A 14,083-nucleotide genomic window follows, 5' to 3' on the forward strand; every position below is an offset into this window, starting at 1 on the left:
AGAACGTTGATGTTCTACGTGCAACGCGATCAGAACAACGCTTTGGTGCGCGTCGAGGCGCAGGCTTACGCCGAAGCCACCGAGACGCTACCGGCCGACCATCACGAGATTCAGGCGTGGTTCGCCGACGATGCGGTCGACAACAGCCTCAAGCAGCTCAAGCAAAGTGACCTTGAGATGATTCGAGTGCTCGATGACTTGATCCAGGTCTTGATCACCAAAAACGTGATGAGCATCACTGACCTGCCACCCGCCGCGCAGGTCAAGTTCCTTGAGCGTACCCAGGCCCGGGCGGCCCTGGGCGGGTTGAGCGAACTGATCAATGACGATGAAACCGGTTTGATCTGAGCCGCGTACGCCTGCTTAACGGCGCGGCCGTCAAGAAGGCTTCGCCGCTACTTCCAGGGCGCCGGTTCACCGACCAGTTGGCCTTGCACCCCTTCAATGCCCATCTCGCGAATCACGCGCAATTCACCTTCGGTTTCCACGCGCTCGGCAATCAGCGGTAAATCGATGCTGTGAGCGGCACGCTGGATCGCTTCGATAAAAAACCGCTTGTGGCTTTCCTGATCGATGGTACGGATGTAGCTGCCGTCGATTTTCAAGTACGCCAGGCCCAGGTTCGCCAGGTTGCCGATCATGCTGAAACGCCCGCCGAAACGTTGCAGGCCAAGGCTGAAGCCCAGGCTGCGCATGCGTCGGGTCAGGCGCTCCAGTTGTGATTGCTCGGGCACTTGCTCTTCACCGATCTCCAGCGTCAGGCGCGGTCCCAGCGTGGGATGCTGCGCCAGGCGTTCGAAAACACGCTCCAGCGCCTGAGGGTCGTTCAAGGTGGCGGCCGACAGGTTCAAGGCCACCGATGGGCTGTGTTGGGTCAGGTGCTTGATCACCAGGTCGAGCATCAGCTGATCAAGGCGCGCGGTCCAGCCGAAGCGCTCCAGCCACGGCAAAAAGTGGCCCGCCGCGATGGTCTGGCCCTGTGGGGCGAGCAAACGTGACAGCACTTTGTAATGCAGCACCTGCCGGGTATCACTGCTGCTCACCACCGGTTGGAAAAACAACCGGAAGCGCCCTTGGGTCAGGGCGTTGTCGAGCAAGGTGTGCCAGCTGTGGTGATCGTCGCCGACGGTGCCTTGGGTCTGGTGTTCCAGGCAGACCCATGTCTGGCCGGTACCGGCTTCGGCCTGGGCCAGCGCCTGGTCGGCCAGCATCAACAAGTCGGCCGAGGCATCGCCCGGTTTGTACGGTGCCAGCCCGATGTAGGCCACGGTCGGCGTATCGGTGGCGCCCGTTTCATAGAGGCTTTGCAGGGTGTTTTCCAGCGCCTGGGCCAGTTGCTGCGCTTCATCGCGCACCAGGCCAGGGGCGAGCACGGCGAACTCGCCGCCACGGCTGCGGGTAATCAGGTTCTGGGTTTCGGGGTACTTGGCGCACGTGCGCACCAGTTGCTGGCTGACGGCCTGCAGCAGTTGGTCGGTGCGTTGCCCGCCCAGGCGCTGGTTGAGGCCGCTCAAGTCGTTGACTCGCAACATCAGCAGGTAGCCCGAGCTTGCATCCTCAAGGTTGCTGACGCGGGACTGCAACTGCATCTCGAAATAGCGACGGTTGGCCAGGCCCGTAAGGCTGTCCTGATAGGACTCTACCCGCAGCTTCTCGCTGCGCTCGGTCTGTTCATGGAACAGCGCTTTGAGCTTCTCCACCATCTGGTTCATGGCCTGCACCACTCGGCGCAGCTCAGGGGTGCGGGGCAGGTCGGGCAAGCTCAGGAACTCACGACGGGCGATGGCATGGGACTGCTCGACCATATAATCCAGCGGCTTCAATTGACGCCGCAGCAACAGCGCGCCCAGTACCGCGCTCACCGCGCCGCAGAGCAGCAGCCAGCCGAGGCTCCCCAACGCGCTTTGCCACAGCTTGGCCAGCGCGAACATTGGGTGGCTGACCACCTCCACCCGCGCCGCCTGCTGCCAGCCACGGCTGACGATGGCATCGCCGCCGGCCGGGGCCAGGCCGATCATCTTCACGAACCACGCTGGGACGCTGCTGGCGTCCGGCTCGGCGGCGCGCTCCACCAGTACCTGGTTGGTGCTCAGGTCCACCACGCGGATGCTGGCGTAATAGCCGCTGTCGAAGATCGAACTGACCATCAGCTCGGTCATTGCCGGGTCATCGATATTCGGTGTCAACGACAGCGCCAGCGCGGTGGCGGCGTCCTGGGCATGGGAGCGCAGCTGATTGACGTACTGGGTACGCGAACTTTCCAGGCTGACGAAGAAGCTACCGCTGAACGCGACCACCAGGAACACGCAGATAGCGATCAGCAATTGTTTGAACAGTGACATCGTAGCTCCTGTTAATTATCCGAACCGGTCGGAAACCCTTCGGCGGTCATTTTCTTCAACACATCCTGCCAACGCGACAGACGCTTGGTATCACCGACTTTCTTGTTACCCGTTGCGCCGGTCAGCCACAGCCCTTCGCCGTTGAAGGCATACACCGGCAGCAGGTCAGGACGTTGGCTGGCCGGCAGAATCGGGTCCATCAGGCTGTCCAGCACCAAAGGCATGGCCTCGGGGCTTGAATAGTAGGTCAGTACCATATGCGCACGATTCTGGCGCAAGGCCTTGACGTAGGTAATGCGCAGTTTCTCGGCCGGTACGCCCAGATGACGCAGGCTGAAGTATTTGGCGATGGCATAGTCTTCACAATCGCCGGCGCCTTTCCACAAGGACTGAATGGGCGTCGCCCAATAATCCACCTCGTGCCACAGATCGATATCTTCTTCGTAGTGCAACTGACGGTTGAAGAACAAGTTGACCACTTTGAGTTGTTCGCTCTCGCTGACCTGCTTCTGCGTGGCCAGCAGCTGTTGCCAGGCATCGATGCGCTGCCGCCCCGCGCCCAATGGTCCGTACAACGCTTCGGCTTTGCGGCTGATCTGGCTGAAATCCCAGTCGGCGAGTAAGTCGCCCAGCAGCCCACCGCCCAACACCACCGTGATGGCGAGGCTGTAGAGGAACCGCGAGAGTTTGAAGCGTATCGCCACTGCGCTTACCCAAAACGTGCAGCCTGGAAGGTGTCGCAATGGTGCGGGGATGGCGGGTAAAAAACAATGGCACGATGAAATCACCGCCCAGCAAATGACGGTATTTTTCGTCAGTAAATTGGCAGTTTTCCGCTCGTCTGAAAGGCTGATGGTTTTTTGATCAAAATAATGACACTTCATTGGGCCTGACCCAGAATGCAGCCCATAACATGCTGACAAGAATACGTACGGGCAGACCTGATTGGCCGACCTTTCACGTCTTCGAACGGCGCTGCGAAGGAGCCCCGGCCATGAGCCGCACCGATGATTTATTTGCCTTGTTCGGCAACAGCGTTTCCCGTGACCCGAAGGGCAAAAATGCGCGGCTGCACTTTTTCGGCAGTATTCCATTTGATGACGGCACCCGCGTGAACCGTGAAGATGGCTCGCGCATCCACCCTCATGGGACTCACGGTAATCCGTCATCCTCGCATGTCGAAGCCGCCCCGTTGCGCGCTACCGTGGTGGCTGTGGTCTCGGTTAATGGCGGCGTGGGTCGTAGCACGCTGGTCACGGCATTGAGCAGCGGCTTGCAACGCCTGGGTGAGTCGGTGGTGGCAGTGGACCTGGACCCGCAAAACGCGTTGCGCCAGCACTTCGGCGTTGATCACCTGCGGCCCGGTGTGGGGCGCAGCAGCCTGCTCAACGCGCCGTGGACCACTGCCTTGCAAGCGGGGTTCGCCGGTTGCCAGGTGATCCCTTTCGGCGAAACCGACAGTCGCCAGAAGGAAGGCCTGCAGCGCTGGCTCACGCGCGAGCCGGCCTGGTTGGCCGAGCACCTCTCGGCCATGGGGCTGAGCGCAGGCCACACGGTGATCATCGATACGCCTGCGGGTAACAATGTATATGTGCATCAAGCCCTGAGCGTGGCCGACATCGTGTTGGTGATCGCCCAGCCGAATGCCGCTTGCCTGGGTACTCAGGATCAGTTGGACGCCCTGTTGACGCCCTACCTTGAGCGGGCGCGCGCGCCACGTTGCCACTTCGTGATCAATCAACTGGATGAGCACTCGGCGTTTAACCGAGAGATGCTCGAAGCCTTCAAGCTGCGTCGCAGGACGAGCCCCTCGGTGGTCGTGCGCGGCGACGCGCTCATCAGCCAAGCCCTGGCCTTTGCCACCGACCCGCTGGATAACGCAGCGTCCAGCCCGGCAGCTGCCGATATCAATGAGTTGTGCCGGTTATTGATCGCGCTCAAAAGAGCCGCGTAGAGCGCGGTTTATTCGCTTAAGCCAGACGCTTATGCACAATCGGTTGGACGCGTCATTAAGAAACACTCTTTTTGTGGAGCGTTTCTCATCTGGGTTTAACTGCCTGTTTTAAGTGCACTTTATGATGTGAACAAAAAATGACCAGTACGGCTTTTTGTCTGTGACCCAGGCGTTCAGAGGCCTCGCAAATAAACCATCAACAGAGTTATCCACAGGCTGGGCTGCGTCAATTTGCCCCTTGATCGCGCTCGGCAAGCACCATCAAGTTGCGCGGTGTCAGAGCGGCATCGCAGAAGCTGCCCAGTTCAACGCGGTAGCCTTGTTCCTTCAGAAACAGCGCGCGATCCAGCACCAGCCATATTTCCAGCGGTCGTCGAAACAGCCCGCGTACCAATTCCAGGTTTCTCACCTCGGCCAAGCGAGCCCAGCCGTATGCCTCCAGCGCGGCCCAATCCTGCTGGCCTGTGGATAAACCTTTGCGACTCGCCAGCGCCTCGCAGTAGTCGGCGAACGGCACGTTCAACCACGCAGGGGGCAGAGGCGGGGTGGGTAGGTACTCGTCGCAACCGCGTAATTGACGTTGCAGTTGATCGAAGCCCAGGCGGCGGGCCATGGACGTGTCCCGCTGCTGGCGTACACGCTTGCCGGCGGTGACGGTTTCGCTGAGCGGCAGGCCGAGATCCTCGATCGACAGTCGCAACGTTGATGCGCGGCCCGCCTCGGACAATGGTTGATAGGTCCGTGCGCTGATGCGGTTGTAGCAGCAGGGCGCCAGGGCCAGCTGTTTGCAGCCCTGTGCGCTGGCCAGTTGCAGCAGGCGCACATGCAGGTCACCGCAGGCGTGCAGGGCGACGGGTGTGTGTTCGGCGCTGATGGTTACGGCGGCCATGACGTCTTGCAGGCGATGGGTCGCGGGCAGGCCATGGTGATCGCTCAGTGCCTGCCCGGCGGCGACCAACGCCGGGTCATATTCAAGGCAAGTCAGCTGTTGCCCGGTTTGCAGCAAGCGGCGGCCCAGGTGGCCTTTGCCGGCGCACCAGTCCAGCCAGTGCGTGGGGGCTTGCGCGAACTGCAGGGCGGCGCCGAAGGCCTCGATCTGCTGCCACTTGCGGCCCGGCACATCGACGTTCAGGCGGTGATGCGCGGCGGGCAGGGGGCGGGTCGGCAACTTATCCACAGCACTGAGCTGGCGAGCCTGCGCGGCAAGCTGTGGAAACGGCGCGGGCGCCGCAAGATCGTAGGGGTTGTTGTGGCTGGCTTCGGCGTCGTCCAGCGAGCGTTGACGCAGCCAGCGCGCAAGCTCGGGGTGTCGGGATTCCCAGGCCAGTTGGCGATGGGTAAAGGGCCGTGGTTTCCACAGCCCTTGATGCTCGATCAGGAAGGCATCGAGTGCCTGGAAGCGCGCCTCAACGTCCCTGGCAGGCATCGACGCGCAGCCAGCGTTCCAGCAGTTTGAAACCGCGTACCAGGATGTACGCCATCAACAGGTAGAACAAACCGGCGGCAAAGAAGATCTCCACCGGCAGGTAGGTCCGGGCAATGATGGTTCGCGCCATGCCGGTCAGTTCCAGCAGCGTCACGGTACTGGCCAGGGCGCTGGCCTTGAGCATCAGGATCACTTCGTTGCTGTAGGCCGGCAGGCCAATGCGCGAGGCGCGGGGCAGGATGATATAGAACAGCGTCTTGGGCCTGGACATGCCCAGGGCGCGGGCGGCTTCGATTTCACCCGGTGGGATGGCCTGGATCGCCCCGCGCAGGATCTCGGCGATATAGGCGGCGGTATGCAGGGTCATGGTGGCGGTGGCGCACCAGAACGGATCGCGCAGGTAGGGCCACATGAAGCTGTTACGCACCGCATCGAACTGTGCCAGCCCGTAATAGACCAGAAACAGCTGCACCAGCAGTGGCGTACCCCGAAAGAAGAAAATGTAAGCGTAAGGCAGGGCGCTCACATACCAGCGGCGCGACGAGCGGGCGATGCCCAGGGGGATTGCCAGCAGCAGCCCGGCGATGACCGCGATGGCCACCAGCTCCAGGGTGAGGATGGCGCCCTGTGCCAATTTGGGCAGCCATTTGATGATCACGGCCCAGTTCAGGCCCAGGTCGAAATGCGCCAGCCAGCTGTAGTCGCCGCTCATTGGGTGCTCCTTGCAAAGCCGCGGGCGGCGCGTTTTTCCAGGAAGTGCAGGGTGGTCATGGCCAGTACGGTGAGCCCCAGATACATGAGCGCCGCGACCATGAAGAACGTGAACGGTTGCTTGGTCACCGTAACGCCGATCTGTGCGTGACGCATGATTTCTTCCAGGCCGATCACCGACACCAGTGCAGTGTCTTTCATTAGGATCATGAACAGGTTGCCCAGGCCCGGCAGGGCGATGCGCCACATCTGCGGCATGATCAGGCGGGTGAAGATCCGCAGCTTCGACAGCCCCAGTGCGACGCCCGCTTCGCGGTGGCCCTTGGGGATGGCGAGGATCGCGCCACGGAATACTTCGGTGGCGTAGGCGCCGAAGCACAGGCCGAGGGCGATGACGCCTGCGGCAAAGGCGCTGAGGGACAGGTCGGGATTGCCGAAGAACTCCCCGAGCGCGCGCATCAGGTTGACGGTGCCAAAGTAAATCAGCAGCACCCATAGCAGCTCGGGAATGCCGCGAACAAGGGTCGAGTACGCACCGCCAAGCCACTGCAGCGGCTTGTACGGGGATGTCTTGGCCAGGGCGCCGGCCAGGCCGAGCACCAGCCCCAGGCACAGGGCCGTGAGTGCCAGTTTGACGGTCATCAGCGCGCCGGCGGCGAGCGCCGGGCCGAATCCGTAAAGGTCGAAATTCATGGTGTTTTCATATCGCGGCAGGCATTGCTAAAAGCCGACGCGCGCAAACGAGCGCGCCGGGCAGGCCGTTAGGATCATTCGATGCTGAACGGGAAGTACTTGTCGTTGATTTTCTTGTAGGTGCCGTCTGCCTTGATCTCTGCCAGGGCTTTGTTCAGGCGCTCGCGCAGTGGGTCGCCTTTGCGTACGGCGATACCGATCTTGTCGCTTTCCACGACAGGCTCACCTTTGAATTCAAAGTTGGAGCCGTCTTTGCTTTTGAGCCACTCATACTGCACGTACTTATCCGCCAGAATGCCATCGACACGCCCGGAGATCAGGTCGAGGTAGGCGTTTTCCTGAGTGTCATAAAGGCTGACCTTGACGTTGTAGTCATCTTCCATGTTGCGGTCGTCCAGCCAGGTGCCGGCGAGTGTTGCGCGTTGGGCACCGATGGTCTTGCCGCTGAGATACGCCTTGTCTGTCTTGAAGTCGGTGGCCTTGGGCGCGATGAACTGCAGCTTGTTGGAGTAGTACGGATCGGTGAAGTCGACGGCCTGCTTGCGTTCGTCGGTGATCGACAGCGAGGACACCAGGAAGTCGAATTTCTTGGCGTTCAGGGCCGGGATGATGCCGTCCCAGTCGGACACGTACACTTCGCACTTCTCGACTTTCATCTTGGCGCACAGGGCGTCGCCGATGTCTTTGTCGAAGCCGACCACTTGGCCACTGGCGTCTTTATTGTTGAACGGCGGGTAGGCCGCCTCGATCCCCATTTTCAAGGTTTCTGCCATGGCCGTGGCGCTGAACGCCATCGAAACGGCTGCGGCCAGAAGGAATTTTTTATAGTTCTGCATGCATGTTGCTCCGTTAGCGGTTGCTGGACATGAATTGTTTGCAGCGCGCCGAAAGCGGGTTTTCAAACACCTGCTGTGGCGATCCTTGTTCCTCGATCAAGCCCTGATGAAGGAACACCACCTCACTGGACACCTGGCGGGCAAAGCCCATTTCGTGGGTAACCAGCAACATAGTGCGGCCTTCTTCGGCCAGCGCGCGGATCACACTAAGTACTTCCTGAACCATTTCCGGGTCAAGCGCGGAAGTGGGCTCGTCGAACAGGATGACCTTGGGCTGCATCGCCAGGGTGCGGGCAATGGCGGCGCGTTGCTGCTGGCCGCCGGACAATTGCGCCGGGTAGGCATGGCGCTTGTCGGCAATGCCGACCTTGGCCAGCAGGGCTTCGGCCACTTCGATGGCTTCGGCCTTGCTCTGCCCGAGCACACGGCGGGGCGCCTCGATGATGTTGTCGAGGATGCTCATGTGCGGCCACAGGTTAAAGTTTTGAAACACAAAACCGATTTCGCTGCGCAGGCGGTTGATCTGCCTGCCGTCGGCAGCCATCAGCTCGCCGTTCTTGGCAGCCTTGAGCTTGAGTTCTTCGCCGGCCACCAGGATCTGGCCCTGGTGTGGGTTCTCCAGCAGGTTGATGCAGCGCAGGAAAGTGGACTTGCCGGAACCGGAAGAACCCAGGATCGAGATCACGTCGCCGTCGCGAGCGGTCAGCGAGATACCTTTGAGTACCTCCAGCTCACCATAACGTTTATGCAAGTTGCGGATTTCAAGCGCGGGCGTGGCCTCGGCCATGTGGGGTCCTCATTGTGTTCTGCGTGCCTGCTGCAGGGCCGCCTTCATGGCGAGGCGCCAAGCTAGCATAGCGTCCGGATGGCAGCCAACAGCGTGGCGGGCGGTAAACAGACGGCGTGCGGCAGGGTGTCGCATCGGCACAGCGGCGTGTCGCGCCGTCAACAACCGAACAAGCGTTTGAACCCGCAACGCCGCAGGCTTCGCGTCAAAAAGGGCGCGATGGTGCCAGCTTTGGCCAGGTGTTGGAAGGGTTAAAGGGGCAAACGGTCGCTATCGGCGCCTTTATGGGGCGTTACTTATTTTTTGTGTGTGTTTTTGGTGCGCGTATCGCTTGGGATTGTGAGTCGCTCGGTAACGCTATAGCGGAATGCCATTGTTCTCAATGACTTGCGATTGCTCTTCAAAACTCCTGCAGCCCGCGTCAATTGCGGCTTTGTAACATTTTGGCGCAAATCTTGCGTAAAAAATAAAGAACGCCCTGTTGGTTTCTTTTCACGAGGAGGATCCCAGGTCGGGCGGACCGTTTTCGCAATTCCTCGCAAAGGTGTGTCAATGAGTAGTACGCAAAGCTCCAATGACCTCGAACAGGGGCTCAAGCCGCGCCACGTCACGATGCTGTCGATTGCCGGCGTCATCGGTGCCGGTCTGTTTGTCGGCTCCGGCCACGCGATCGCCGCTGCCGGCCCTGCGGTGCTGCTGGCCTATGCCGCCGCGGGCACGTTGGTGGTGCTGGTGATGCGCATGCTGGCCGAAATGGCCGTGGCGTCGCCCGACACCGGTTCGTTTTCCACGTATGCCGACCGTGCGATCGGCCATTGGGCCGGTTTTACCATCGGTTGGTTGTACTGGTGGTTCTGGGTGCTGGTGATTCCATTGGAAGCCAACGCGGCCGCCACGATCCTGCATGCCTGGTTCCCTGATGTGGCGATTTGGGCGTTCACGCTGGTGATTACCCTGCTGCTGACGGCCACCAACCTGTTCAGTGTGAAGAACTACGGTGAGTTCGAGTTCTGGTTCGCGCTGATCAAGGTCGTGGCCATCGTGGGTTTCGTGATCCTCGGCCTGGCGGCGATTTTCGGTTTCCTGCCGACCAGCCAGGTCAGCGGCGTCTCGCACCTGTTCGACACTCAGGGCTTTATGCCTAACGGAATGGGCGCGGTGCTGGCTGCCATCCTGACCACCATGTTCTCGTTCATGGGCACTGAGATCGTCACCATCGCCGCGGCCGAGTCGAAGAACCCGGGCCAACAGATCACCAAGGCGACCAACTCGGTCATCTGGCGTATCGGCCTGTTCTACCTGTTGTCGATCTTCATTGTTGTCTCCCTGGTGCCTTGGAACGATCCGACTCTGGCTGCGGTAGGTTCCTACCAGACCGTGCTTGAACGCATGGGCATTCCGAATGCCAAGCTGATCGTTGACCTGGTAGTGCTGGTGGCGGTGACCAGTTGCCTGAACTCGGCGCTGTATACCGCTTCGCGCATGCTGTTCTCCCTGGGCCGTCGTGGTGACGCCCCGGCCGTGGCCAAACGCACCAACAAGAGCGGTACGCCTTACTGGGCGGTGATGCTGTCCACCGGCGCGGCATTCCTTGCCGTGTTCGCCAACTACGTGGCTCCGGCCGCGGTGTTCGAATTCCTGCTGGCCAGCTCCGGCGCTATCGCCTTGCTGGTGTATCTGGTAATCGCAGTGTCGCAACTGCGCATGCGCCAGAAACGCACGGCGGCAGGCGAGAAGATTGTCTTCAAGATGTGGCTGTTCCCCGGCCTGACCTACGCGGTGATGGTGTTCATCGTGGGCACGTTGACCATCATGCTGTTCCAGGAAGCGCATCGCGTGGAGATCATCGCGACGGGCATCCTGAGCCTGCTGGTAGTGGCGGCGGGGTTGATGGTGTCGAGCCGGCGCAAGGCTCAGAGAGTAGGGGCTGCGGTGCTTAACTGACCGCCATTCCACTGTGGGAGGGGGCAAGCCCCTCCCATTTTTTGTCAGTCTTGCGAGTTGGTAAGGGCTTGGGAGGCGGCAATGTAGTCCGCTTGAAACTGCGGCGATTCGATCCACGCCAGTGCGGCGGCTTCATCATCGCTGTCCGTGGCCCACTGCCGGTACTCGATCAGTGCCGCCAGGATAAAGTCGGTAGCTTCTTCTTCGCCTTCCTGCTCAAGTACCAGCGCGAGCAGCGGGTGGGCCAGGAATGCCGCGCATAGCGCTTGCTGACTGATCTCGCCGGCAACGCGCATCTCCACGAACAGCTCTGTTAAATCCACCGACTCCAAATCGATACGGCTGTCATCGCCGGCGAACGCATCCGGCTTAGTCGCGACCGCGCGCTGGGTGCGGTTCTGTTTGGCCTTGGCCTTGGCCCGGTGGGCACGTTTTTGCTGCTTGTTCGGCGAGGCCATGGGCTCACGTCCTTGGGGTCAGGATCTGGGTCAGGTATTGAAGCGCAGGTTGGCGCAAATCCCAAGGGTATCTGCCATTAATTGGCTGGCATGTTCTCGCCGTTCCAGCCGCTCGCCTGGTAATCACGCCAGTAGATGCTTAGGCTTGCGCCTTTGCGTTCCACCAGGGCGTTTCCATGACCCGCGACACCCTCGAACATCACCAAATCCCTATCTACTTCGTCACCGTCCTGCTGGCTGTCGGCTTCGGCCTGCTTGCGCCTTCGTGGGGGCACGGCCTGGGTGTGTGGATCACACCGGCCATCGCGGTGCTGATGTACGCGATGTTCCTGCAAATTCCGTTTCTGGACCTGCGCGAAGGCTTGAGCCGCAAGCGCTTCATGGCGGCCTTGCTGCTGGCTAATTTCATCCTGGTGCCCTTGCTGGTGTGGGGGCTGACCCTTGGCTTGGCGGAGCGTCCGGCGCTGCTGGTGGGGGCGTTGCTGGTGTTGCTGACGCCGTGCATTGATTACGTGGTGGTGTTTACCCATATCGGTAAGGGCGATTCGCGGTTGATGCTCGCGGCGACGCCGGTGCTGCTTTTGCTGCAGTTGCTGCTGTTGCCGCTGTACTTGGGGCTGATGCTGGGGGCGCAATCCGGCGTGGTGATTGACGCGCAGCCGTTTGTGCAGGCGTTTGTGCTGCTGATTGTGGTGCCGATGGTGGCGGCGGTGGCGACCACGTTTGTGGCGCGTAGGTCGGCACTCGTCGGCGCTTGGAACGCGGCTTGGGCCTGGCTGCCGGTGCCGACGATGGCGCTGGTGCTGTTTGTGGTGATCGGTTCGCAGATCACGTCGGTAGTGCGCGATTTCAGCCTGTTGCTGCCGGTCATTCCGGTCTATGTAGGTTTCCTGTTGCTGGCGCCGCTGACGGGCGCCTTGGCCGCGCGGCTGTTCGCGTTGCCGAGTGCGCCCGCGCGGGCGGTGACGTTCAGCGCGTCGACGCGCAATTCGCTGGTGGTGCTGCCGCTGGCGTTGGCATTGCCCGAGGAGGTGCGTGGGCTGGCCGCGACGGCTGTCATCCTGCAAACCCTGGTGGAGCTGGTCGGCGAATTAATCTACGTGCGCCTGGTGCCCGCACTGGTATGGCGTGGCGGGCGCTGAAGGGTGAAAGATTGAGGGTTGTTCAGGCGTTATTCAGCAGGGCGACCGGCACCATAGGTCGGCGCTTTCTACCTGGCAGGTCAATCGATGGATCACCGCAACCGCTTTCGCCTGGAGTCCCTGGGCATTTTTCTGTTCGCCCTGATGCTGTTTACGCTGGGCATCTGGGACCAGCAGCCGCAGGGATTTGACGGGCGCTGGGCGCTGTTCCTGCAAGAAATGTATCGCCACGGCGCCAGTCTTTTTCCCACCACGTACGGCCAGCCCTACGCGGACTACCCCGGCACCGCGACGTTCTTCAGCTACCTGTTTGCCCGCCTGTTCGGTGCGCCCAATCATCTGGCCAACGTGCTGCCCACGGCGCTGGCTTCCGCCGGTGTGGTAGCGCTGATGTATCGCTTGCTGGCCCCTTCGAGTCGTCAGTGGGCGCTGCTCAGCGTGCTGTTGACACTGCTCACCACGCAATTGCTCGAAAAGTCCCGTTCGGTGTGTCTGGATCAGATGGTGGCGTTGCTCTGTGTAGGTAGTTTCTATCTGCTGCACACGGGGGAGCGCTTGGGTTCTCGATGCAGGCAACTGGCGGTCTTCCCGCTATTCGTGCTGGGCTTTGCCATACGCGGGCCGCTGGGGTTGATCGAGGTGTGCGGTGTGGTGTGCGTGTATTGGGCGCTGGGCAAACCGGGCGAGCGGGTCAGGCAGGTACTGATCCACGGCATCATCGGACTGATTTTGCTGGCGGCGTGCTGGTGGCTGCTGATGAGGCTCGCGCGGTTCAGCGGGGGCGAGGGGTTTGCCGCCGAGGTATTCAGGATGCAAGTGGGCGGGCGCCTGGATGAAAGCGGCGAGCCGTTCTATTTCTACTTCCAACTGAGTTTGTACCGCTACTTTCCGGTAGTGCCCCTGGCGCTGGCAGCGTTGTTTGCGTTGCGTCATCGCTGGTCTGAGCGTTGGGTAAATGATGACATGCAGCTCATGGTGCGACTGGGAGCCTGCGGTTTGATGATCCTGATCGGGTTGTCGGTGCCGCATTTCAAGCGGGCTTATTACATCCTGCCCATGGTGCCGATGTTCGCCGCTGTCGCCGCCTATGGGCTGCTCCAGGCGCAAGGCTGGCTGACTGGCGTGCGCCGCTGCTACGAAGTGCTTGTCGCGGCTTTGCCGTCGTTGTGCGTGGTCGCGGTGTTTGTGTGTCGGCATGCATGGGAGAAACACGGTTACTGGCCTGACATCTCGTTGCCGCTGTTGATTGGTTCGCTGCTGGTGCTGCAGGTGGCCGCGCTGATCGCCTGGCGTCGGCCGCTGCGCTTGGTGTGGCTCAGTTTGATAGCGCTGCTGGGGCAATGGCTGATGCTGGTAAGCGTGGTGGAGCCGGCCAAGGACCTGCAATTCGATACGCGGCAGTTTGTCGGCCAGGTCGAGGCCCTGCGTGCCACGCAGCCGGGGCCGTTGGTGTTTGTCAATCTGGCGCGGGACACCTGGGCGGTGCGCTACATGATGAACCTGGATCACGATGAACAGCCGCTGTTCGTCGGTCGTGATCAAGTGCAGCGCCTGGCAGCGTTACCGCGCCCGGTATGGGTGATCGTCGCGCGCAAGGAAACCGCGTTGTTGAAGCAGACGCCGTTGGAGCATCTGGCTCCGGCGTTCAATGGGCGATTGAATGACAATCCGCTGATGGTGTTTTTGCTGGAGTGAGGTGAGTTTTTTGTCTTGCGGGAAAGCCTCGAAGGAATGGGGCTAATAGAGCGGTTCATTGCTTCGAGAACAGGCCTGGGGGCGTCAAATCCCAG

14 protein-coding genes are annotated in these 14,083 nt (G+C 61.0%); 6 read left to right on the forward strand and 8 right to left on the reverse strand.

Going from position 1 to position 14,083, the window contains the following annotated elements:
* The first annotated feature begins 9 nt into the window (after nucleotides 1–9).
* Nucleotides 10–348 (forward strand): tryptophan synthase subunit beta, encoded by a 339-nt coding sequence (locus PSH94_RS01430; protein WP_181080258.1) that lies wholly within the window; start codon nucleotides 10–12, stop codon nucleotides 346–348.
* A gap of 47 nt (nucleotides 349–395) precedes the next feature.
* Here PSH94_RS01430 and lapD read toward each other — a convergent pair whose 3' ends face one another.
* Nucleotides 396–2,342 (reverse strand): cyclic di-GMP receptor LapD, encoded by a 1,947-nt coding sequence (lapD, locus tag PSH94_RS01435; protein ID WP_305436210.1) that lies wholly within the window; start codon nucleotides 2,340–2,342, stop codon nucleotides 396–398.
* 11 nt (nucleotides 2,343–2,353) lie between these two features.
* Nucleotides 2,354–3,046 carry a cysteine protease LapG gene (lapG, locus tag PSH94_RS01440; RefSeq protein WP_181080260.1) on the reverse strand — a complete coding sequence of 231 codons (693 nt, stop codon included), beginning with the start codon at nucleotides 3,044–3,046 and terminating at the stop codon, nucleotides 2,354–2,356.
* Here lapG and PSH94_RS01445 point away from each other — a divergent pair.
* Together PSH94_RS01445 and bcsQ are read left to right on the forward strand one after the other, a co-directional pair.
* Nucleotides 3,030–3,206, forward strand: coding sequence for a hypothetical protein (locus tag PSH94_RS01445; RefSeq protein WP_181080261.1), 177 nt, complete (start codon nucleotides 3,030–3,032; stop codon nucleotides 3,204–3,206). The genes lapG and PSH94_RS01445 overlap by 17 nt on opposite strands.
* 130 nt (nucleotides 3,207–3,336) lie before the next feature.
* A complete protein-coding gene (gene bcsQ, locus PSH94_RS01450) occupies nucleotides 3,337–4,296 on the forward strand; it encodes a cellulose biosynthesis protein BcsQ (RefSeq protein WP_181080262.1) in 960 nt (319 codons plus the stop codon).
* A 226-nt stretch (nucleotides 4,297–4,522) separates the two neighbouring features.
* Here bcsQ and PSH94_RS01455 read toward each other — a convergent pair whose 3' ends face one another.
* From PSH94_RS01455 to PSH94_RS01475, 5 genes are all read right to left on the reverse strand, one after another.
* A complete protein-coding gene (locus tag PSH94_RS01455) occupies nucleotides 4,523–5,722 on the reverse strand; it encodes a methyltransferase (protein ID WP_305436211.1) in 1,200 nt (399 codons plus the stop codon).
* On the reverse strand, nucleotides 5,703–6,392 hold the full coding sequence (locus PSH94_RS01460; protein WP_305437709.1) for an ABC transporter permease: 690 nt from the start codon (nucleotides 6,390–6,392) through the stop codon (nucleotides 5,703–5,705). Before PSH94_RS01460 ends, PSH94_RS01455 begins: the two co-directional genes overlap by 20 nt.
* Before the next feature lie 38 nt (nucleotides 6,393–6,430).
* On the reverse strand, nucleotides 6,431–7,126 hold the full coding sequence (locus PSH94_RS01465; RefSeq protein ID WP_181080264.1) for an ABC transporter permease: 696 nt from the start codon (nucleotides 7,124–7,126) through the stop codon (nucleotides 6,431–6,433).
* A 74-nt stretch (nucleotides 7,127–7,200) separates the two neighbouring features.
* Nucleotides 7,201–7,962, reverse strand: a complete 762-nt coding sequence (locus tag PSH94_RS01470; protein ID WP_181080265.1) for an ABC transporter substrate-binding protein — start codon at nucleotides 7,960–7,962, stop codon at nucleotides 7,201–7,203.
* A 13-nt stretch (nucleotides 7,963–7,975) separates the two neighbouring features.
* A complete protein-coding gene (locus tag PSH94_RS01475; RefSeq protein WP_181080266.1) occupies nucleotides 7,976–8,749 on the reverse strand; it encodes an ABC transporter ATP-binding protein in 774 nt (257 codons plus the stop codon).
* A 552-nt stretch (nucleotides 8,750–9,301) separates the two neighbouring features.
* Between PSH94_RS01475 and gabP the strand changes: the two genes are divergently transcribed.
* Nucleotides 9,302–10,693 (forward strand): GABA permease, encoded by a 1,392-nt coding sequence (gene gabP, locus PSH94_RS01480; protein WP_253509992.1) that lies wholly within the window; start codon nucleotides 9,302–9,304, stop codon nucleotides 10,691–10,693.
* 44 nt (nucleotides 10,694–10,737) lie between these two features.
* On the opposite strand, the gene PSH94_RS01485 is transcribed toward gabP, so the two are convergent.
* A complete protein-coding gene (locus PSH94_RS01485; RefSeq protein ID WP_040265693.1) occupies nucleotides 10,738–11,151 on the reverse strand; it encodes a hypothetical protein in 414 nt (137 codons plus the stop codon).
* 176 nt (nucleotides 11,152–11,327) lie between these two features.
* Here PSH94_RS01485 and PSH94_RS01490 point away from each other — a divergent pair, with 176 nt between their 5' ends.
* Both PSH94_RS01490 and PSH94_RS01495 read left to right on the forward strand, forming a co-directional pair.
* Complete coding sequence (locus PSH94_RS01490) at nucleotides 11,328–12,293, forward strand: arsenic resistance protein (RefSeq protein WP_305436214.1); 966 nt, start codon at nucleotides 11,328–11,330, stop codon at nucleotides 12,291–12,293.
* Between the two features lie 87 nt (nucleotides 12,294–12,380).
* Nucleotides 12,381–13,988, forward strand: coding sequence for a glycosyltransferase family 39 protein (locus PSH94_RS01495; protein WP_305436216.1), 1,608 nt, complete (start codon nucleotides 12,381–12,383; stop codon nucleotides 13,986–13,988).
* The last annotated feature ends 95 nt before the right edge of the window (nucleotides 13,989–14,083 follow it).

Source organism: Pseudomonas sp. FP2254, from assembly GCF_030687695.1.
GTDB lineage: Bacteria > Pseudomonadota > Gammaproteobacteria > Pseudomonadales > Pseudomonadaceae > Aquipseudomonas > Aquipseudomonas quebecensis.